Annotated in this window: 20 protein-coding genes; 11 read left to right on the top strand and 9 right to left on the bottom strand. The window is 64.8% G+C overall.

Annotated features, from left to right (window positions below):
- Positions 1 to 260 precede the first annotated feature (260 nt).
- Entirely contained in the window at positions 261 to 1,619 is a 1,359-nt protein-coding gene (proS, locus tag R2C4_RS11165) for a proline--tRNA ligase (RefSeq protein ID WP_141890691.1), read from the top strand.
- A 135-nt stretch (positions 1,620 to 1,754) separates the two neighbouring features.
- The gene (locus tag R2C4_RS11160) at positions 1,755 to 2,270 is read left to right on the top strand and encodes a carboxymuconolactone decarboxylase family protein (RefSeq protein ID WP_141890690.1); all 516 of its coding nucleotides are present in this window, start codon (positions 1,755 to 1,757) and stop codon (positions 2,268 to 2,270) included.
- Between the two features lie 23 nt (positions 2,271 to 2,293).
- Here R2C4_RS11160 and R2C4_RS11155 read toward each other — a convergent pair whose 3' ends face one another.
- Positions 2,294 to 2,782: an HPP family protein gene (locus tag R2C4_RS11155; protein ID WP_141890689.1), complete on the bottom strand. Its 489-nt coding sequence runs from the start codon at positions 2,780 to 2,782 to the stop codon at positions 2,294 to 2,296.
- A 217-nt stretch (positions 2,783 to 2,999) separates the two neighbouring features.
- Between R2C4_RS11155 and R2C4_RS11150 the strand changes: the two genes are divergently transcribed.
- The 5 genes from R2C4_RS11150 (at position 3,000) to R2C4_RS11130 (ending at position 6,644) form a co-directional block, all read left to right on the top strand.
- The gene (locus R2C4_RS11150) at positions 3,000 to 4,286 is read left to right on the top strand and encodes a lipoprotein-releasing ABC transporter permease subunit (RefSeq protein ID WP_141890688.1); all 1,287 of its coding nucleotides are present in this window, start codon (positions 3,000 to 3,002) and stop codon (positions 4,284 to 4,286) included.
- Entirely contained in the window at positions 4,279 to 4,962 is a 684-nt protein-coding gene (locus R2C4_RS11145; protein WP_141890687.1) for an ABC transporter ATP-binding protein, read from the top strand. Before R2C4_RS11150 ends, R2C4_RS11145 begins: the two co-directional genes overlap by 8 nt.
- 139 nt (positions 4,963 to 5,101) lie before the next feature.
- Complete coding sequence (locus R2C4_RS11140; RefSeq protein ID WP_141890686.1) at positions 5,102 to 5,761, top strand: efflux RND transporter periplasmic adaptor subunit; 660 nt, start codon at positions 5,102 to 5,104, stop codon at positions 5,759 to 5,761.
- Between the two features lie 139 nt (positions 5,762 to 5,900).
- Positions 5,901 to 6,218 carry a bactofilin family protein gene (locus R2C4_RS11135; RefSeq protein ID WP_141890685.1) on the top strand — a complete coding sequence of 106 codons (318 nt, stop codon included), beginning with the start codon at positions 5,901 to 5,903 and terminating at the stop codon, positions 6,216 to 6,218.
- A gap of 84 nt (positions 6,219 to 6,302) precedes the next feature.
- The gene (locus R2C4_RS11130; RefSeq protein WP_141890684.1) at positions 6,303 to 6,644 is read left to right on the top strand and encodes a zinc ribbon domain-containing protein YjdM; all 342 of its coding nucleotides are present in this window, start codon (positions 6,303 to 6,305) and stop codon (positions 6,642 to 6,644) included.
- A gap of 41 nt (positions 6,645 to 6,685) precedes the next feature.
- On the opposite strand, the gene R2C4_RS11125 is transcribed toward R2C4_RS11130, so the two are convergent.
- Both R2C4_RS11125 and R2C4_RS11120 read right to left on the bottom strand, forming a co-directional pair.
- On the bottom strand, positions 6,686 to 7,072 hold the full coding sequence (locus tag R2C4_RS11125) for a hypothetical protein (protein WP_141890683.1): 387 nt from the start codon (positions 7,070 to 7,072) through the stop codon (positions 6,686 to 6,688).
- A 166-nt stretch (positions 7,073 to 7,238) separates the two neighbouring features.
- Complete coding sequence (locus R2C4_RS11120) at positions 7,239 to 7,673, bottom strand: DMT family transporter (RefSeq protein WP_141890682.1); 435 nt, start codon at positions 7,671 to 7,673, stop codon at positions 7,239 to 7,241.
- Between the two features lie 172 nt (positions 7,674 to 7,845).
- On the opposite strand from R2C4_RS11120, the gene R2C4_RS11115 reads away from it, so the two are divergent.
- Entirely contained in the window at positions 7,846 to 8,559 is a 714-nt protein-coding gene (locus R2C4_RS11115) for a hypothetical protein (protein WP_141890681.1), read from the top strand.
- On the opposite strand, the gene R2C4_RS11110 is transcribed toward R2C4_RS11115, so the two are convergent.
- The 6 genes from R2C4_RS11110 to parE form a co-directional block, all read right to left on the bottom strand.
- Entirely contained in the window at positions 8,540 to 9,220 is a 681-nt protein-coding gene (locus R2C4_RS11110; RefSeq protein WP_141890680.1) for a hypothetical protein, read from the bottom strand. The two genes, R2C4_RS11115 and R2C4_RS11110, sit on opposite strands and share 20 nt — an antisense overlap.
- Before the next feature lie 15 nt (positions 9,221 to 9,235).
- Positions 9,236 to 9,892 (bottom strand): DNA-3-methyladenine glycosylase I, encoded by a 657-nt coding sequence (locus tag R2C4_RS11105; RefSeq protein ID WP_141890679.1) that lies wholly within the window; start codon positions 9,890 to 9,892, stop codon positions 9,236 to 9,238.
- A 29-nt stretch (positions 9,893 to 9,921) separates the two neighbouring features.
- Positions 9,922 to 10,686: a hypothetical protein gene (locus tag R2C4_RS11100; RefSeq protein ID WP_141890678.1), complete on the bottom strand. Its 765-nt coding sequence runs from the start codon at positions 10,684 to 10,686 to the stop codon at positions 9,922 to 9,924.
- A 616-nt stretch (positions 10,687 to 11,302) separates the two neighbouring features.
- Positions 11,303 to 12,055 carry a hypothetical protein gene (locus tag R2C4_RS11095; RefSeq protein ID WP_141890677.1) on the bottom strand — a complete coding sequence of 251 codons (753 nt, stop codon included), beginning with the start codon at positions 12,053 to 12,055 and terminating at the stop codon, positions 11,303 to 11,305.
- Positions 12,056 to 12,057: 2 nt separating this feature from the next.
- The gene (locus R2C4_RS11090; protein WP_141890676.1) at positions 12,058 to 12,558 is read right to left on the bottom strand and encodes a Panacea domain-containing protein; all 501 of its coding nucleotides are present in this window, start codon (positions 12,556 to 12,558) and stop codon (positions 12,058 to 12,060) included.
- Positions 12,559 to 12,615: 57 nt separating this feature from the next.
- Complete coding sequence (gene parE / locus R2C4_RS11085) at positions 12,616 to 14,574, bottom strand: DNA topoisomerase IV subunit B (RefSeq protein WP_141890675.1); 1,959 nt, start codon at positions 14,572 to 14,574, stop codon at positions 12,616 to 12,618.
- A 336-nt stretch (positions 14,575 to 14,910) separates the two neighbouring features.
- Here parE and R2C4_RS11080 point away from each other — a divergent pair, with 336 nt between their 5' ends.
- The 3 genes from R2C4_RS11080 (at position 14,911) to ppk2 (ending at position 18,290) form a co-directional block, all read left to right on the top strand.
- Positions 14,911 to 16,326, top strand: coding sequence for a pyridoxal phosphate-dependent decarboxylase family protein (locus R2C4_RS11080; RefSeq protein WP_141890674.1), 1,416 nt, complete (start codon positions 14,911 to 14,913; stop codon positions 16,324 to 16,326).
- 232 nt (positions 16,327 to 16,558) lie between these two features.
- Positions 16,559 to 17,167 (top strand): carboxymuconolactone decarboxylase family protein, encoded by a 609-nt coding sequence (locus R2C4_RS11075; protein ID WP_141890673.1) that lies wholly within the window; start codon positions 16,559 to 16,561, stop codon positions 17,165 to 17,167.
- Between the two features lie 181 nt (positions 17,168 to 17,348).
- Complete coding sequence (gene ppk2 / locus R2C4_RS11070) at positions 17,349 to 18,290, top strand: polyphosphate kinase 2 (RefSeq protein WP_141890672.1); 942 nt, start codon at positions 17,349 to 17,351, stop codon at positions 18,288 to 18,290.
- Positions 18,291 to 18,324 lie beyond the last annotated feature (34 nt).

Below are 18,324 nucleotides of genomic sequence, written 5' to 3'. Positions count from 1 at the left end.
GGGAGGGGGCAGGCAAAGGCCCGCTTTGCGTCCGGCGTCACGCGACACAAGGCCCGGGCCTGACCTTGGGGAGGCGTGAAGCGCCTTCGTCATGCTAAAAGCATGCCTCTGGCATGACGGGAAGGTCAGGCGCGGGCCGGGCCGCTGCGCGCCACGTCGCAAGGGCACACCGCCGCCGCATTGGATCATCCCCTTGCCCGCACCCCCATCACCCACTAAACCGGGCGGGAACGCGAACCCACATCACCGATGGAGCCAAGATGCGCCTGTCCCGCTATTTTCTGCCGGTTCTGAAAGAGAACCCCTCGGAAGCCCAGATCGTCAGCCACCGGCTGATGCTGCGCGCCGGGATGATCAAGCAATCCTCCGCCGGGATCTATTCCTGGCTGCCGCTGGGCTTCAAGGTGCTGAAGAAGATCGAAAGCATCGTCCATGACGAGCAGATCCGCGCGGGCCACATCCCGATGCTGATGGCCACCATGCAGCCCGCCGATCTGTGGCGCGAGTCGGGCCGCTATGACGACTACGGCCAGGAAATGCTGCGCATCAAGGACCGCCACGACCGCGACATGCTGTTCGGCCCCACCAACGAGGAGATGATCACCGACATCTTCCGGGCGCATGTGTCCTCCTACAAGGACCTGCCGCTGACCATGTACCAGGTGCAGTGGAAGTTCCGCGACGAGATCCGCCCGCGCTTCGGGGTGATGCGGGGCCGTGAGTTCTACATGAAGGACGGCTATAACTTCGACCTCTCCAAGGAAGACGCGCTGCACGCCTACAACCGCCACCTGGTCAGCTATCTGCGCACCTATGAGCGCATGGGCCTGCAGGCGATCCCGATGCGCGCCGACGGCGGCCCGATCGGCGGCGACTATACCCATGAATTCCTGGTGCTCGCGGAAACCGGCGAGTCCGAGGTGTTCTATGACAGCGCCGTGACCGATTTGACCTTTGGCGACCGCGATATCGACTATGACAGCGTCGAGCAGTGCCAGGCGGTGCTGGAGGAATTCACCTCCCGCTATGCCCGCACCGACGAAACCCACGACGAGGTGGTGTTCCAGGAGCAGGTGCCGGAAGAGCGCCGCCGCTTTGCCCGCGGTATCGAGGTGGGGCAGATCTTCTACTTCGGCACCAAGTATTCCGAGTCGATGGGCGCTACCGTGCAGGGCCCCGACGGCAAGCCGGTGCCGGTCCACATGGGCAGCCACGGCATTGGCGTCTCGCGCCTGCTGGGCGCCATCATCGAGGCCAGCCACGACGACAACGGCATCATCTGGCCCGAAGGCGTGACCCCGTTCCACTGCGGTATCGTCAACCTCAAGCAGGGCGACGACGAGGCGGACGCGGCCTGCAACCAGCTCTATGCGGCGCTGACCGCGGCCGGGCTGGATCCGCTCTATGATGACCGCAACGAGCGGGCAGGCGGCAAGTTTGCCACCATGGACCTGATCGGCCTGCCCTGGCGCATCACCGTCGGCCCGCGGGGCCTGAAGAACGGCGTGGTGGAACTGACCTCGCGCCGCACCGGCGAAAGCGAGGAGCTGAGCCCGGAAGAGGCGGTGAAGAAGGTGGTGGCCATCTATGAGAAACACCGCACCGGCCGCGGCTTCTGAGCCAGCCTGCCAGTTCGAAGGAAACAGCCCCGCCGGCAGATGCTGGCGGGGTTTTCCTTTGCCGGGCGGGCAGGGGCACTGACAGAGGGCAGCCCGGCTGCTAGCCTTGGCAGTATCCAAGGCGGGAGAACGGACGTGGCCAGCTTCAGCGGTATCGAAAAAGACAGCGGGCTGACGCATGTGCTGTCGTCTTTTCCCCGGAACGCGGAACAGTTGCTGCATCTGCTGGACAGCATCATGTGCGGCAGCGGCGCGCTGTCGCGGGGCGAACGCGAGGCGATTGCCGCCTATGTCTCCGGCCTGAACGATGTGGCCTATTGCGTTCACTACCACAGCCTGTTCTCGGACGTGTTTTGCGGCCCGGTGGCGGCAACACAGGACCGTATCCGGCCCCTGCTGGAATACGCCCGTGCCCTGCACGGCGGCGAGGCCGAAGGTCTTTCGCAGGCCTTTGAGGAGGCCGTCACGGCAGGCTGGAGCGAAGCCGCGCTTTATGAGGTGGTGGAGGTCTGCGGCGTCTTCAGCTTCATCAACACCATCGTCAAGGCCGCCGGGCTGACCGAGCCGGGACAGGCGCCGGAGCCGCGGCCGACGGCACAGGGGCTGGTGAACTCCTATGCCGCAATGGCGCAGGCGGTGCGCGGTAAATAGACCTTGGCCTCAGTGGCGCGCGCTCAGCCGTGTTTCAGCGGGTATTCATGGCCCGAGAGACGGTGGAACAGCGCGGCAATCGCCACCAGCGCCACGGCGCCGGTCAGCACCGGGAACAGCAGGAAGGAAATGCCGGGATCGGTGGCAAAGACCACCAGCGGATCGGCGCCCGCGGGCGGATGGGTCAGCCGCAGCGCCGCCATCAGCGCGATCGACAGACCCACGGCCAGCGCCAGCGCCCACCAGCTGTCCGGCAGCAGCGCGTTCAGCGCCAGTGCGACGGCAGTGGCCAGAACATGGCCGCCGACCACATGCGCGGGCTGCGACAGCGGGCTGGCGGGGACTGAAAACAGCAGCACGCAGCTGGCGCCGAAGGGGGCGATCAGCAGCAGGAGGTTGGCATGGGTTGTGAGCAGCGACAGCGCAGCAATTGCCAGAAAGGCACCCAGCCCCGCCATAATCACCGTGCGCAGCGAGGGATGCGGAAGCGCGCGTTTGAAGTATCTGTCCATCGTTCTCACCAATTAAAACCCGAACCGGGCTGATAAAGCCTTACTGCAGCGCGAACGCAAGGCAATGGGCAGATGCGGCAGGTCACGATGCGGTGACGCCGTGCGGGGCCGGTTCCGGTCTGGGCCGGCGGATTATCGGGCCGATATGCAACCGCACCTTGACCCCAGGCGTTAGGCAGCACAGGTTGCAGGCAAATTTCCCGGGCAGGACCCCTCTATGGCCACGACACCACCGCCGTTTTCCCGTTTCGAATGGATCATCGCCTGGCGCTATCTGCGCGCCCGCAAGGCCGAGGGCGGAGTCAGCGTGATGACCTGGATCAGCCTCATCGGCATCACGCTCGCGGTCTTTGCGCTGATTGCCACGCTGGCGGTGCGCTCCGGCTTCAGGTCGGAGTTTGTCGGCACCATCCTGGGCGCCAACGCGCATGTCACCGTCTATTCCTATGGCGAGGTGAACGAGGCCGGGGTGCTGGACCGCAGCCTCCCGGATTATGGGGCGCTGGCGGAAAAGGTCGCCGCAGTGCCGGGCGTCACCCGCGCCGCGCCGCTGGTCAAGGGCCAGGTGATGGCGAACCTGCGCCAGCGCAATGCAGGCGTCGAGGTGTTCGGCATCTCCGCCAAGGACATCCAGGGCATCCCGGGCGTGGCGCAAAGCGAAGAATCCGTGGGCGACCTCGCACGGTTTGAGGACGGGATCGCCATCGGCTCCGGCGTGGCGCGGGAGCTGGGGGTGAGCGTGGGCGACAAGATCAAGCTGATCTCGCCCAACGGGGTGAAAACCGCCTTCGGCACCAGCCCGCGGGTCAACGCCTATGAGGTGGTCTATGTCTTCACCGCCGGGCGCTGGGACATCGACCGCACCCGCGTCTATCTGCCCTTTGCCGAGGCGCAGGCCTTCTTCAACCGCGAGGGCGTGGCGGATGAGATCGAGGTGATGGTCGACAACCCCGAAAACGCCGATGCGATGGCGCTGGCGATCCAGCAGGCGGCGGGCGGCACCGCGGGGGTCTGGACCTGGCGCGATGCTTCCGGCGGTTTCCTGCGCGCCTTGGAGGTCGAGGACAACGTGATGTTCATCATCCTGTCGATCCTTGTGCTGATCGCGGCGATGAACATCGTCTCGGGCCTGATCATGCTGGTCAAGAACAAGGGCCGCGACATCGGCATCCTGCGCACCATTGGCCTCAGCGAAGGGTCGATCATGCGGGTGTTCTTCATCTGCGGCGCCTTCACCGGCGTCATCGGCACCCTTTGCGGCGTGGTGCTGGGCTGCCTCTTTGCGCTGTATATCGACCCGATCTTCTCCTTCGTGAACTATGTCATGGGCGGCGGCGTCTGGGACCCGTCGATCCGCGGCATCTATGCGCTGCCCGCGGAACTGCGGCTGGCCGATGTGATCTCGGCCACGGCGCTGTCGCTGGGGCTGTCGTTCTTCGTGACCATTTTCCCGGCCCGCCGCGCGGCGCGCCTCAACCCGGTGGAGGCGCTGCGCTATGAGTGAGATCACGCTGGAGCTGAAGGGGATCACCAAATCCTATCTGACCGGCACGCCGGGGCAGGTCGATGTGCTGCGCGGCGCCGACCTGAGCCTGCAGGCGGGCGAAGTGGTGGCGCTGGTGGCGCCGTCGGGCGCGGGCAAGTCGACGCTGTTGCATATCGCGGGCCTGCTGGACACGCCGGATGCGGGCGAGGTGCGGGTGGCGGGCGAGGACGTGACCCGCAAGGGCGACCGCCGCCGCACCCGCGTGCGCCGTCAGGAAGTCGGCTTTGTCTATCAGTTCCACCACCTGCTGCCGGAGTTTTCCGCACTGGAGAACATCGTGCTGCCGCAGCTGGCCAATGGCGCCACGCAAAAGGCCGCGGTGGCGCGGGCGGCGGATCTGCTGGGCACGGTGGGGCTTGCGGCGCGCGCCGATCACCGCCCCGCCGCGCTGTCGGGCGGCGAGCAGCAGCGGGTGGCCTTCTGCCGGGCACTGGCCAATGCCCCGCGGGTGCTGCTGGCGGATGAGCCGACCGGGAACCTGGACCCCGGCACCTCCGATCAGGTGTTCGCGGCGCTGATGGAGCTGGTGCGCGGCACTGGGTTGTCGGCTCTGATCGCCACCCACAACCTGGAACTGGCGGCGCGGATGGACCGGCAGGTGAGGCTGGAGAACGGGCTGCTGGTGCCGGTTTAGGCGGCTGGGCCAGGGGGCGTTGCGCAGCGCCGCCGGGTGCTGTTTCCGCGTCTCGCCCGGCTGAATCCAAGGTATTTGACCTGATCCCCTGCGCTAGGCCACTCTGTCACTGGTTTGGTTCCAGTGACGGTGGGTTCAGATGCAGAAGACGGTTTCGGTCCTGAAGGATCTGGTGGTGCTGTTGCGCGATCTGTCGGTGATTGCGCTGTTTGCGGTGTTCCTGCTGTTTCCGCAGAGGCTGAACGCCATTCTGGTCAGTGCCGGGTTCGAGGAGGGCAGCTTTGCCGGCTTCAAGTGGAAATCGAAGCTGGTCGAATACGATGCCACCGTGGCGGAACTGCAGACCGCGCTGGCGGAGGCGCAGAAGGTGAACGCCCGGCTGACCGAGGCGCTGCAGGCAGCAGAGGCGGGGCCTGCGGAGGCCGGGTCAACGGAGCTGCAGCGCGAGGCGGAGCTGGTGCAGCAGGACGCGGCGGCGGCGCTGGAGACGGCCAGCAGGACGGTGGCAGGCAACCTGCAGCTGGTCGAGCAGGCCCGCGCCCAGCTGCAGGAGGAAGCCCTCCGCTATTGCTATCAGGAGGACAGCGGCAAACCCGGGCCGCGGGCTTTCCTCGTGGCCTGCCACTCCACACCGGAACGCTGCGAGCGGGCCAAGGTGAACCCGGCCACGCGGTCCTCGCCCTGCGTGGCGCTGGACATGAACACGGCACCCTGGCAGCCCAGCCCGGGCGGGTTCTGGGGGTCGCTGTTCCAGTACGGTTCCGCACCGCTGGCAGCGCCCTTTCCGCAAGTGGAATAGGCGGCAGGTGCGGGCGGTTGGCGGAACCTTGCCGCCTGGGCCGGGGCGGCTTTGGCCCCGGGGCGGCGGTTTGCTATCAGCTGTTAAAACTTGGCCGGGCGGGGTAGGCTGTCCGGGGATGCGCAGAAAGGGCTGAGACGTGGTGAATTCGGTAATCGAGAAAGATGTGACGATCGAAGGCAATATCACCTCCAGCAAGGGCAGCGTCGAAGTGCGCGGCCGGGTGGTCGGCGATGTGTCGGCGCAGGCGGTGACGGTGCTGGAAGGCGGCACCGTGGATGGCGCGCTCAGCGCGAAGTCTGTGACCGTCGAAGGCGTCTACAGCGGCAAGATCCAGTGCGAGGACCTGCGGCTGGCGGCCGGTTCGAAAGTGCAGGCGGATGTCTCGGCCCAGAGCATGTCCACCGAAAGCGGCGCACAGCTGCAAGGCAACATCAAGGTCAGCGGCAAGAGCTGAGGCCGCTGGGCCGCCGGCCCGGGGCGGGGCATTCCTGCCGGCCTCCGTCTGGCGTTCCAGCGCCTTGCCGGCTATTGGCGGGGCATGACAGACACCTTGCCGCCGTGCCCCGAATGTTCCTCTGCCTATACCTATCAGGTGGATGCCCTGCTGATCTGCCCCGAATGTGCCCATGAATGGGCGGCGGGGGAGGCCGCGGCCGGCGCCAGGGAGGTGCGCGACAGTGTCGGCCATCTCTTGGCCGACGGCGACACGGTGACGGTGATCAAGGACCTGAAGCTGAAGGGCACGTCCTCGGTCATCAAGGTCGGCACCAAGGTGCGCGGCATCCGGCTGGTGGACGGCGATCATGACATTGATTGCAAGGTGCCGGGCGTCGGCCCGATCGGGCTGAAGTCGCAGTTTGTGAAGAAGGTGGCCGGCTGAAGTCTTTGCGCTGTCAGGCCGGAAACCTCTAGCCCGGTGCTTCACTGCTGCGGTTCGGCGGCTTCGGCGTATCCGGCTGTTAACGAAACTGACAGTTTAGATCCGGCGGCCACCATTGCCGTGAACAGCGCCAGGGCAAAGACAGAGAAGGCTGGGATGCGCCAAAGCAGGGATCGTCTTGTGATGGCGGTTCCGGAATTCTGCCGTTTGGCGGCAACTGCCCCGTGAAGCCAGATCCCGGCCAGCATGCCGCCAAGCATGGGCAAAGAAGCCAGTATCACGATGAGGCCGTCGGGCCAGCTTTCCGGTTTGCTATCGGGGAAAACGGTGGGTAGCAGCAGATTTGCAGCTAGGGTGCCAGCCAGCCCACCGGTGAGAGTGCAGGTGATCAGGAAGGGAATCTGCCGCAGGCGTGTGTTGTTTCTCATATGGTTTTACCAAAAATAATAATGCGATAGACGTAATTCTTAATGCTGTCTTGCTCAAGCGGGTATCCTGGGTGCTGTGTGCGGGACTGACTTTTTATCCGCGAGCAGGGGCGGGTTAGGGGGCAATGGAGCGCCTGCCCGGCACAGGTTGCGGTAAGCGGTACCCTCACGCCATCTGGGTGATCCAGACCCCCAGTGCCATCACCGAAATACCGGCCGCTCGGGTCAGGGTCAGCGGGCTGATCTGGGCGCCGAACAGGCCGAAGTGGTCGATGGCGGCTGCTGAGATCAGCTGGCCGATCAGCACGAAGAACACCGCGTTGCCGACGCCGAAATGCGGCGCGACGTGGGTGATCGACAGGACGTAGAAGGCCACCAGGACGCCCGCCAGCAGCAGATGCTTGGGCGCGGCGGGGATCTTGGCCAGCGCCTGCGGGCCGGCGATCAGCGCGTAAAGGATGGTGGCAACCAGCGCGATCAGGAACAGCACCACCGCGGCCGAGGCCGGGGAGCCGATCAGCTTGCCGAGCGCCGCGTTCAGCGCCGCCAGCACCGGGATGCCAAGGCCTGCGGCCAGCATGATGAGGGCGTAGTGTGTCATGGTGCGGCTCCTGCAGGTGCGTTGGCAGTTTTGTGGACGGGATCTGCCCGGCAAAACAAGTGCTACGTTGCGGCCCGATGTGCGGGTGTGTTGACTTTTTAGTTGCGAATGATTTGCAATTGCATGTATGCAGGCGCCACGTTCCGCAACTCTGACTCCGCCAAAGGCCCACATGCCGCTGTCCAGCCTTCCCAGCCTGTTTCTTGATGATCCTGCCGAAACCGCCAGAACCGGTCTGAGGTTCCTGCACTTCATCGGCCTGGCCGCAGGGCTGGGCAGCGCTACGCTGCTGGATCTGCTGCTGCTGCGGTTTTTCCTGCAGGGGCAGGTGAGCGCCGAGCGTGTTGCCATCTTCGAGTTTGCGTCCAAGGTAGTGGATGCGGGGCTGAAGCTTCTCTGGCTGACCGGGTTCGGCTTTTTGCTGCACTATGCGCTGACGGATCCGGTGAAGCTGGAGAACCCCAAGGTTCATGCCAAGCTACTGGTGGTTGCGGTGCTGACCCTGAACGGGTTGTTCATCCATGCGGTGATCCTGCCGCATCTGCGCAGGCAGGCCGGGCGGCCGCTGTTTGAGGGGATGGGGCATAAGCAGCGCACGCTGTTTGCGGCCTCGGGCGCGGTTTCGGCGGTGTCCTGGTATCTGCCGGTGGCTCTGGCCGCCTTCCCGCAGCTGAATTTCACGCTTCCCGCAGCGCAGATCCTGACGTGCTATCTGCTGCTGATCGCGCTGATGACGGCCGTGGCGGCCGCCGTGGCCGGGCTGCTGTCAAAGCGCGCGGGGCTGCAAGCCGGGCAGGCGGCCGGGCGGGCGGAGGCGCAGGCGGGCTGGCAGGCGGAGGGGCGGGGACCTGCGGACCTGGCGCCCGTCAGCCGCAAATCCCCTTGAGGCTGGCGTCCTTCCACGGCAGGTAGACGTCGCTTTCGCGGCTTTGCGGCAGCGGGCTGACCGGCATCGCGGCGGCCAGCATCCTGTGCAGCCGTTTGGTGCGCTCCGCCTGCGGGGCCAGGGAGCGGCAGCAGACGTATTCCTCCATGATGGCGCCTTGCTGTTCAAACCCGTAGGCGAGGAAATCGGCGCCGCCTTCCAGGTCGAACAAGTAGGGGTCGCGGTCCGGGCCGTGCTCTGCCGCCGCCCGCAGCGGGGAATAGCCGGTGCGGCTGCGGTTCTGCCATTGCCAGACATGGGTGGCCTCATGCGCCAGCAGCATCGCCTCCACCAGGTGCAGCCGGTCCGGGTAGTCCGGCAGGTAGTTGTCCACGTACCAGTCGCGGGTGAAGAAGATGCGGTTGAACAGGGCGACAGCGGCGGGTTTGGTGGTGATGATCTCCTCCCTGACCGGCGGCAGGATGCGCTCGCGGCAGGTGACGCGCGGGCGCGGGGTGCGGTGCAGGGTGATCGGCCCCAAGGGGGCGCCGTCCACGATGCGGACCTTGTCCGGGTTGAGGCTGGTGCCGTGCAGGGTGCCCAAATAGGCGCGCTCCGTCTCTGTCAGCGGGCGGCCGCAGGCGGCGAGGAGCAGGAGGACGAGGAACAGGCAGCGGATCATGCGGTTCGCCTCAGCTCAGCAGCTCATCGCCAGCACGCGGCTGATTTCGGTGAGGGAGCGGCCGGATTGGTCCATCCATGTGTTGAAGGCTTTCTGCACCGCCTTCAGTGCGGATTTGGAGGTTGCGGGTTTGCCGATCACGCCTTCGGCGATGAGGCGCGCGGTGACGTCTTGGGAGAGTATGAAACTGTCGCGGCCGGCAAAGCGCATGGCGTACTGGCCGGTATTGCCGCCCAGCCGGGCGCCGCGTTTCTTGAGCATGTCCAGCAGCCCGATGTAATCGGCGGAGGGCCAGCCGCCCAGCACCTTGCCCGCGCCGCCCTGGTCGCGCAGATCCATCAGGAAGGCAGCGTTGTGGCGGACCGCGGCCAGCTTGGCGCCGTTGCGGACCACGCGGGTATCGCTCAGGATCCGGTCGAATTCATCCTCTGGCATGAAGGCGCAGGCGCCCGGGTCGAAGCCGTGAAAGACCTCCTCGAACCCGTCCCATTTCGCCTCGATCACTTTCCAGTTGAAGCCCGCCTGGAAGATGCATTTGGTCATCACAGAGAGCCAGCGGTCCTCCGGCAGCGCGGTCACATCGGGGGCCGGTTTGGCGAGCTTTTCCTCCAGCGCCGCGGGGCCGCCGTGGCGGTCTGCGGAAAGGGCATAGATCTCGTCAAAGCTGCGCATGGGCGGGGTCCTGTTGGCGTCTCCTCAGGTTAGCGGCGTGCGCGCAGCTCGACAATGGATTTGCCGAGGCGGAAAGGCGCGGCGAAGCTGACGAGGCAAAGCGCGATGATCTGCAAGACCAGGATATGGGCGTTGTCCTGCAAGTATTCCCATTCGTCCTTGAGCTTGGACACATGGGCGATCAGGTCGTCATAGGCGCGGGCGATGATCAGGAAGTCGCCGGCGATGGCGGGCACCTTGCGGCGCATGTTGGCGACGGCTTCCTGCGCGGGGCCGTCGAGCGCGGTGAAGACCAGAAACGCCTCCGGGTCGAAGGCGCTGGCCTGGGCTTCCATGTCCTTCATCTCCGCCATCCCGGCGCGGGTGCCGCTGAACAGGAAGCTGAGGCCCTGCAGCGGTGCCACCTCATCCGTCACCGCAATGAACAGCGGCAGTTCGGCGTTGCCCGCGGTGGAGGCGGAGAGGAATTCCACCTTTTCGCACAGAACCGCGATGTCGGCGTCATAGGCGGGGTCGCAGAAGCGCAGGCGGAAGCGGGCGGCGTCGCGGTCGAAGGCGGCGGTGGCGGCATAGGCGATGTCGATCTGGCGTTCCAGCTTGGATGAGTCGGCGGCGTAGATGCCGGAGATCACCGCGACCAGCGCGCCGAAGCCGCCCAGCAGCACCCAGACCAGATCGGCCAGTTTCCAGGCCCGGTGGCCCGGCGGCTTGCGGAACAGGAAGGCGGTGGCGATGAGGCCGGTCAGGAAGAACAGGATGAGAAGCGGCAGCTGGTTGTCCGCGATGAAGCCCATGGCAGGTCCCCTGATGTGTCTGGCTGGCCTGACCATAGGAAGGGACAGGGGTTTCAGGCAACAGCCCTCACGAAGCTGTCACCGGCGCGCCGGTTTGGCCGGGCGGGAGGGGGTCTCCGTCCGGTGCTGGCGGTGTCTGGGGCCGGGGGCCGTTTTGCTTGTGTGGCCGTGCCGTGCTGGCCGGGTAGAGGTGGCGGCGCCGCCAAGAGGCCCGGAGGGGCCAGAGGCGGAGGGCCGGGCAGGGGGTCGCAAGCCCCCATGTCCGCTCGAAAGCTCTCGGTTTGCGGAGAACCCCTGCACCCGATGAAGAGGTGGTCTTGGGGGCTCCCGTATCTCCTGGTGGTGCGGGGTGTCAGTCCGCACCGGTGTGTCGCGACGGATTGGAGTGTGGCAGAGCGGGGTTAAGGGGGCGCAAGCGGGGCGTGCGGTGGTTTGGGGTTTGGCGCAACAACCCCGACCGGGTCGCTTGCGGCCCGGTCTGCGCCTGCCTGCCTCCCGGCAGGCGCAGACCTGTTTCTGGATGCCTCCGGCGGGAGTATTTTTGCAAAGGTGAATGGGGGGAAGTGTCCTGCCAGAGAGGACCTATTTCAGTATTTTTGGAACGCTATGATGGAAACTAGAAGAAAGTTTGTTGGCGTGGGTCGTGTTCCTCACGCCTTTCTTGTTCGCGTTTGGCGCGTTCTTTCTTCTCTTGGCGCTCTGCAATGCGCTCTTGCGCCAAAAAGAAACCTTGCGAAAATTGTTCAAGCATCTCGTTCCTGCGAGAAACTGAAATCTCCGGAACGTCATTTGCGTTAATGCTTCTTAGAATTCGCGGCTGATCGGGTTTGACCGAGCTGAAATCCAAGATTTGAAACTCTGCGTCTTCAAGGTCAGGATCCTGCGCCAGAACCTCTTTGACCACACTCACGAAGAGCGAGAGTTTCTCTCCATTGAGAGGGTTTTTGCGCCAGAAAATAAACCAAGGGAAAACAAGCTTGCCGCCAACGCCGTATACCATAGGCGGCTTGAAGGGAATGCTCAGTGTCCTGCCGTCCGCGCCACGAGCAAGTGGGTAAAAACGTGGGCTAACCGCATTCACAAAGTCCGGCTTTTCATTTTCAAAGTGGCGTCTAAGCAGGGGCAGAATCTCGAGGAAATTGTTTCGCACGGTTTCCCGTTTCACTTTCTCCCTGATACCTCTCTCGACGTCATCAAACGGAACCCCAAAGACTAGGTAGTCCCTGACTGCGTGCACCAGTGCGTTGTAGTTAAACATCGGCGTGTTATCGAACAGCCTAACCAGCTCATTCGCAATCATCTCAGGTCGTTCACGCCAGTTCCGAGCTAGGTGCTGTGCCGACGGAACGTTGAGAACTTTCTGAGTCATGTTTATTGAACCTTTGCAGCGCGGGGGAGAGTAGAATAGTAGGAGCGGATATCGGCGTTTTCAATCCTCATCCCTGGATTTATTTTCCCATCGTGATTCCATACTTTGTCCCATGGGCCACCTTCAGCATGGCTGATTTCTACAAGCTGTGACGCCGATAACTTCCCGTAAAATCCTATTACTTTCCTTAGAAATTCTATTTTATCCTTAGGGGCCTCAAAGAGTGCGATCTCTTGTTCGCCTGAGAACCTATTAAGCTTCTTGCTCCTGGCTCTAATTGCTGAGCGACCGCAGTGCTTAAACTCTCGGTAAAGATACTGAAGCACGGGACCGTAATCCCAGGCTTCAAAGTTTTGTTTGATAAGTGGCTCATCAAATTCAACGAGGTGCCAAGCATGACAGAAGTAAACTAACTTCTGCAGTGCAAGGTTCGTAACCAAAATTCCTTCTTCGTCACAAACGTCAAGAACGAAATTCGCGACGGCTCGACCATCTTGTCCCATAGCGACTCCGTGTTCTCTTTATGTTCTATTTGGCGCGAGTGGCGATGTCAACGCCCCTCAAACATCCAGCTCCTCCACGAACTTCGCGTTCTCCTGGATATACTGGAAGCGGAGTTCGGGTTTCTTGCCCATCAGGCGCTCGACCAGGTCGCCGGTCTCGCCGGGCTCGTCCTCGTCGATGGTGACGCGGATCAGTTTGCGGGTCTTGGGGTCCATCGTGGTCTCCTTCAGGTCCTTGGCGTCCATTTCGCCAAGACCCTTGAAGCGGGAGACGTCGATCTTGCCCTTGCCGCCCAGGCCCTTTTCCAGCCATCTGTCGCGCTCGGCCTCGTCCAGGCAGTAGACGCGGCGCGCGCCTTGGGTCAGGCGGAACAGCGGCGGGCAGGCGAGGTAGAGGTGGCCGCTGTCAATCAGCGGGCGCATCTGGGTGAAGAAGAAGGTCATCAGCAAGGACGCGATATGGGCGCCGTCGACGTCCGCGTCGGTCATGATGATGATCTTGTCATAGCGCAGATCGTCGAGGTTGAACTTGGTGCCGAGGCCAACCCCCAGCGCCTCGCAGAGATCGTTGATCTCGGCGTTGGAGCCGAGCTTGTTGGAGGCGGCGCCCAGCACGTTCAGGATCTTGCCCTTCAGCGGCAAGAGCGCCTGGTATTCACGGTTGCGCGCGCCCTTGCCGGAGCCGCCCGCGGAGTCGCCCTCGACGATGAACAGCTCGGTGCCGGCGCGGTCCTTGGAGGTGCAGTCGGTCAGCTTGCCGGGCAGGCGCAGTTTTTTGGTGGCGGACTTGCGCTGGGTTTCTTTCTCCTGCTTGCGGCGCAGGCGTTCCTCGGCGCGCAGGATCAGGAAGTCGAGGATGGCGCCGGCTGATTTGGTGTCGGCGGCCAGCCAGTTGTCGAAATGGTCGCGGACCGAGTTTTCCACCATCTTGGCGGCGCTCTCGGTCGACAGGCGGTCCTTGGTCTGGCCGACGAAGGCGGGGTCGGCGATGAAGCAGGAGACCAGCGCGCAGCCGCCCGCCATCAGGTCGTCGCGGGTGATGTTGCCGGCTTTCTTGTTGCTGACCAGCTCGCCATAGGCCTTGATGCCCTTGAGGATCGCGGCCCAGAAGCCGGCGACATGGGTGCCGCCCTCGGGCGTGGGGACGGTGTTACAGTAGGACTGGGTGAAGCCGTCGCGCGAGGGTGTCCAGTTGATCGCCCATTCGACATAGCCGGGCGCGCCGAATTTCTCGCGGAACTCGACCTTGCCAGCAAAGGGCGCGTCGGCGTAGGTGGTGGCCTTGCCCAGCACCTCAGTCAGGTAGTCGCGCAGGCCGCCGGGGAAGTGGAAGGTGGCCTCGGTCGGGGTCTCGCCGTCGTCGATCTCGGTCTTCCAGCGGATTTCGACGCCGGAGAACAGGTAGGCTTTGGAGCGCACCAGGGTGAACAGGCGCTTGGGCTTGAACCGGTGGGAGCCGAAGATCTGCTCATCGGCGTGGAAGGTCACGAAGGTGCCGCGCTTGTTGGGGGCGGCGCCGATCTTCTCGACCGGGCCCTGGGGCAGGCCGCGGGAGAAGCGCTGTTCGAACAGTTCCTTGTTCTTGGCCACTTGCACGACCATGGAATCCGACAGCGCGTTCACGACGGAAGAGCCGACGCCGTGCAGGCCGCCGGAGGTCTGGTAGGCCTTGCCGGAGAATTTGCCGCCCGCGTGCAGGGTGCAGAGGATCACCTCCAGCGCGGATTTATCCGGAAACTTGGGGTGCGGGTCAATCGGGATGCCGCGGCCGTTGTCGGAGATGGTGACGGAATAGTCGGCGTGCAGCGTCACCTCGATCCGGTTGGCGTGGCCCGCGACGGCCTCGTCCATCGAGTTGTCGAGGATCTCTGCCACCATGTGGTGCAGCGCGCGCTCATCGGTGCCGCCGATATACATGCCGGGGCGCTGGCGGACCGGTTCGAGGCCTTCCAGAACCTCGATCGAGGAGGCGTCATAGGTATCGGCTGCAGGCGTGCTGAGGAGATCGTCGGCCATGTGCGGGAACTGCTCTTCCTTGGTGTTGATTGGCGGCCATTATGGCAGGTGTCGCAGCCGGGTGGAAGAGGGGTGCAGGGGGCTGTGGATAAGGCCGGGCGGGGCCTTGCAAAGGCTGGGAAATTGAGCGGAGAGGGCCTTGCACGGCCGCGGGCGGGGGGGGGCCGGGCGGATTTTCTGGCAGACGGCGCGGCGGCTTCGCTGCGGCGGCGCGGAAACCGTTTTCATTCCTTCGAAGGTAAGTTCCGGTTATCCGGGTGCGTCGATATTTTCCGTGCGGCGCGGGGGGCTGCGGTCTAAACCTCGGCCAGCGAAGGGCAGGAGGAGGGCCGCCGGGTGGCTGAGAAGGGAATCAAGACGCAGGACTGGGCGGCGTTCCGGGCCGAGGCGCAGCGGATGCTGGAGGCGGCGCTGGACCAGATGCAGCAGGCGGCGGACCGCCCCTGGCAGCCGGTGCCGGACGACATCGGCGCCCGCTATGCGGTGACGGCGGAGGCGCTGGGGCCGCAGGCGGCGGTGGACCGGATCATCCGCGATGTGCTGCCCTATCATGGCGGCAACACCCATCCGCGGTTCTGGGGCTGGGTGCAGGGATCGGGGCTGGCCTCGGATCTGATCAGCAGCCTGGCGGCGGCGGCGGTCAATGCCAATATGGGCGGGCGCGACCACGGCGCGAACTACATGGAGCGCGCGGTGGTGGACTGGACGCGGGCCAAGATGGGGATGCCGGAAAGCGCCAGCGGCATTCTGGTGACCGGCACTTCGCAGGCGACGGTGATTGCCTTTCAGGCGGCGCGGCTGCGGGTGCTGAAGGATCTGCGCAAGCAGGGGCAGGGCGCGGTGCGGCTGACCGCCTATGCGGGCGCGGGCGTGCATAATGCGACGCTGAAGGCGGTGGAGCTGCTGGGCATCGGCTCGGACAACCTGCGGATGGTGCCGCTGGCGGACGGCAAGCTGGACTGCGCCGCACTGGCGGAGATGGTTGCAAGCGACAAGACCGAGGGCGCGGTGCCCTTTCTGGTGGTGGGCAATGCGGGCACCGTGGACCTGGGGCTGTTTGACGATTTGAACGCGCTGGCCGATACGGCGGCGGCGCTGGGGCTGTGGCTGCATGTGGATGGGGCGTTCGGCGCCTGGACGCGGATCGCGGCAGAGCCCTACCGGTCGCTGTCCGATGGCATCGGGCGGGCCGACAGCATTGCGCTGGATTTCCACAAGTGGATGTATGTGGGCTATGACTGCGGCATGGCGCTGTTGCGCAACGAGGAGGAGCACCGGGCGGCTTTTGCGGCGCGGCCCGCCTATCTGGAAGGCGCCGAGCGCGGGCTGGCGGGCGGCGAGCCGTGGTTCTGCGACTATGGCATCGACCTGAGCCGCGGCAACCGGGCGCTGAAGGTCTGGACGGCGCTGGAAACCTACGGCGAGGCGGCATTTGCGCAAGCGATCACCGGCAATTGCGAACTGGCGGCGCTGATGGCGGCAGAGGTCGAGGCGCAGCCCCTGATGGCCCTGGGGGCACCGGTGGTGTCGAACGTCTGCGTCTTCACCGCGCGCCGCGATCTGGCGCCGGAGGCGCAGTCGGAGGTGAATGCCCGCATTGCCCAGACCCTGCAGGAAAGCGGTGAGGCGGTGTTCTCGACCACCCGGGCAGGGGGCCGCGTGATGCTGCGCGCCGCGATTACCAACCACCGCAGCCGCGAGGCGGATGTGCTTGCGGCGATTGCCGCGGTGGTGCGGGAGGCGTCGGCGTAAAGCGATGAGCCCCGCGCCTGCCTGGGCGGGCGCAGGCGTGACGGGGCGGCTTGGCGCCCGGCGCGATAGATGATTGCCGTTGCGTCTTGTTGCGCCGGTGAACGCGCCTGCCGGGGGGCAGGCAGGCGCGGGGCGGCGGTGCCGCCTTGCGTAACATCTGTGACGTTCGGTTCCGTCTTTCCGCCACGTCAGATCCCGCTACTCTCCATGCCGGACACACAAGGAGAGAGACATGGCCTGGATCAGGACCGTTCCGTTTGAAGAGGCAACCGGCAAGCTGAAGATGCTGTATGAGCGGGTGACCGGGCCGGGCAACAATGTCGACAACATCATGATGGTGCATTCCCTGCGGCCGCATTCGATGGAAGGCCACATGGCGCTGTACAAGAATGTGCTGCACCACACCGGCAACAAGGTGCCGAAATGGTTTCTGGAGGTGCTGGGGGTCTGGGTCTCGTCCCTGAACGATTGCGCCTATTGCGTCGAGCATCACTTTGCAGGCCTGCAGCGGCTGCTGGGCGACGCGGAGCGCGGGCGGGCGATCCGGGCGGCGATCGAGGCGCGCGAGCCGGAAGCCGCGCCGCTGGAGGCGGCGCAGGTGCTGGCGATGGGCTATGCGCGGATGCTGACCGAAGAACCCGCCAGCGTGACCGCGGCGGATATCGGGGCGCTGCGGGACGCGGGGTTCGATGACGGGGAGATCCTGGAGATCAACCAGGTGACCGCCTATTTCGCCTATGCCAACCGGACGGTGCTGGGGCTGGGATGCTCTGCCAAGGGGGATGTGCTGGGGCTGAGCCCGAACAATTCGGACGATCCGGGCGATTGGGGGCACAAATAGGGGCGCCGCCCCTCGGCCCCTGCGGGCCTCACCCCGGGATATTTGCAGCCAGATGAAGCGGATCAAGCGGCCCCGGGGGGCCGCTTTTGATGTGCAAACCGCATATCTTTTGATGCAGGTCAGGGCAGGGCGGCGGCGGCGGCGGTATGGTTGCGGCGCAGATTGAAAGAGGGAGTTTTTTATGGACGCCGCAGCAGAGAAGATTGTGAACAGCGCCGCAGGGACAGGGACGGGAACAGGGCAGGAGCCGGTGCCGGCCGCGCCGCGGGCGCCAAGCGCGGAGGATATCCGGCGGGCCTTTGAGAGCGGAGAGTATCCGTACCCGCGCAAGATGGCGCGCCGGGCCTATGAGGCGGAGAAGGCGCGGCTGCAGGCGGAGCTGTTGAAGGTGCAGCTGTGGGCGCAGGAGACCGGGGAAAAGTTCGTGATGCTGTTCGAGGGCCGCGATGCGGCGGGCAAGGGTGGCACCATCAAGCGGTTCACCGAACACCTGAACCCGCGCTCGGCCCGGGTGGTGGCGCTGAACAAGCCCTCGGACGAGGAGCGCGGGCAGTGGTATTTCCAGCGCTATGTGCAGCATCTGCCGACGGCTGGCGAGATCGTGTTCTATGACCGCTCCTGGTACAACCGCGCAGGCGTCGAGCGGGTGATGAGCTTTTGCGAGCCAAACGAGTACCTGGAGTTCATGCGCCAGGCGCCGGAGTTCGAGCGGATGCTGGTGCGTTCGGGTGTCCGGCTGTACAAATACTGGTTCTCGGTCACCCAGGAAGAGCAGAAACGGCGGTTCGGCGCACGCGAGACCGATCCGCTGAAGCAGTGGAAGCTGTCGCCGATCGACAAGGCGTCGCTCGGCAAATGGGATGACTACACCGAGGCCAAGGAGGCGATGTTCTTTTACACCGATACCGCGGATGCGCCCTGGACGGTGATCAAGTCCAACTGCAAGAAGCGGGCGCGGATCAACTGCATGCGGCATTTCCTGGCGTCGCTGGAGTATCCGGGCAAGGATCCGGAGATCGCGGCGGTGCCGGATCCGCTGATCGTGGGGCAGGCGCATCACGTGATCCATCAGTCGGACCACATCCTGGGCAAGGCGCTGCATCCCGGCACACGGGCGCGCTGATCCCCGCCTGCGGCGCGGTCCCGCGGTTGCGGGG

This window comes from Leisingera aquaemixtae (genome assembly GCF_006740765.1).
In the GTDB taxonomy this organism is placed as follows: domain Bacteria; phylum Pseudomonadota; class Alphaproteobacteria; order Rhodobacterales; family Rhodobacteraceae; genus Leisingera; species Leisingera aquaemixtae.
The sequence above is the reverse complement of the archived record's forward strand: the minus strand, read 5'-3'. Positions and strand labels throughout refer to the sequence as shown.

Bases quoted from the DNA above. Each gene is read 5' to 3' on its own strand.
- proS (WP_141890691.1), top strand. From the start codon at position 261: ATGCGCCTGTCCCGCTATTTTCTGCCGGTTCTGAAAGAGAACCCCTCG.
- R2C4_RS11110 (WP_141890680.1), bottom strand. From the start codon at position 9,220: ATGATCCGCTGCCTGTTCCTCGTCCTCCTGCTCCTCGCCGCCTGCGGC.
- R2C4_RS11125 (WP_141890683.1), bottom strand. From the start codon at position 7,072: ATGAGAAACAACACACGCCTGCGGCAGATTCCCTTCCTGATCACCTGC.
- R2C4_RS11155 (WP_141890689.1), bottom strand. From the start codon at position 2,782: ATGGACAGATACTTCAAACGCGCGCTTCCGCATCCCTCGCTGCGCACG.
- R2C4_RS11100 (WP_141890678.1), bottom strand. From the start codon at position 10,686: ATGGGCTTCATCGCGGACAACCAGCTGCCGCTTCTCATCCTGTTCTTC.
- R2C4_RS11090 (WP_141890676.1), bottom strand. From the start codon at position 12,558: ATGGGACAAGATGGTCGAGCCGTCGCGAATTTCGTTCTTGACGTTTGT.
- R2C4_RS11095 (WP_141890677.1), bottom strand. From the start codon at position 12,055: ATGACTCAGAAAGTTCTCAACGTTCCGTCGGCACAGCACCTAGCTCGG.
- R2C4_RS11105 (WP_141890679.1), bottom strand. From the start codon at position 9,892: ATGCGCAGCTTTGACGAGATCTATGCCCTTTCCGCAGACCGCCACGGC.
- R2C4_RS11075 (WP_141890673.1), top strand. From the start codon at position 16,559: ATGGCCTGGATCAGGACCGTTCCGTTTGAAGAGGCAACCGGCAAGCTG.
- R2C4_RS11140 (WP_141890686.1), top strand. From the start codon at position 5,102: ATGCAGAAGACGGTTTCGGTCCTGAAGGATCTGGTGGTGCTGTTGCGC.
- parE (WP_141890675.1), bottom strand. From the start codon at position 14,574: ATGGCCGACGATCTCCTCAGCACGCCTGCAGCCGATACCTATGACGCC.
- ppk2 (WP_141890672.1), top strand. From the start codon at position 17,349: ATGGACGCCGCAGCAGAGAAGATTGTGAACAGCGCCGCAGGGACAGGG.
- R2C4_RS11120 (WP_141890682.1), bottom strand. From the start codon at position 7,673: ATGACACACTACGCCCTCATCATGCTGGCCGCAGGCCTTGGCATCCCG.
- R2C4_RS11150 (WP_141890688.1), top strand. From the start codon at position 3,000: ATGGCCACGACACCACCGCCGTTTTCCCGTTTCGAATGGATCATCGCC.
- R2C4_RS11115 (WP_141890681.1), top strand. From the start codon at position 7,846: ATGCCGCTGTCCAGCCTTCCCAGCCTGTTTCTTGATGATCCTGCCGAA.
- R2C4_RS11145 (WP_141890687.1), top strand. From the start codon at position 4,279: ATGAGTGAGATCACGCTGGAGCTGAAGGGGATCACCAAATCCTATCTG.
- R2C4_RS11130 (WP_141890684.1), top strand. From the start codon at position 6,303: ATGACAGACACCTTGCCGCCGTGCCCCGAATGTTCCTCTGCCTATACC.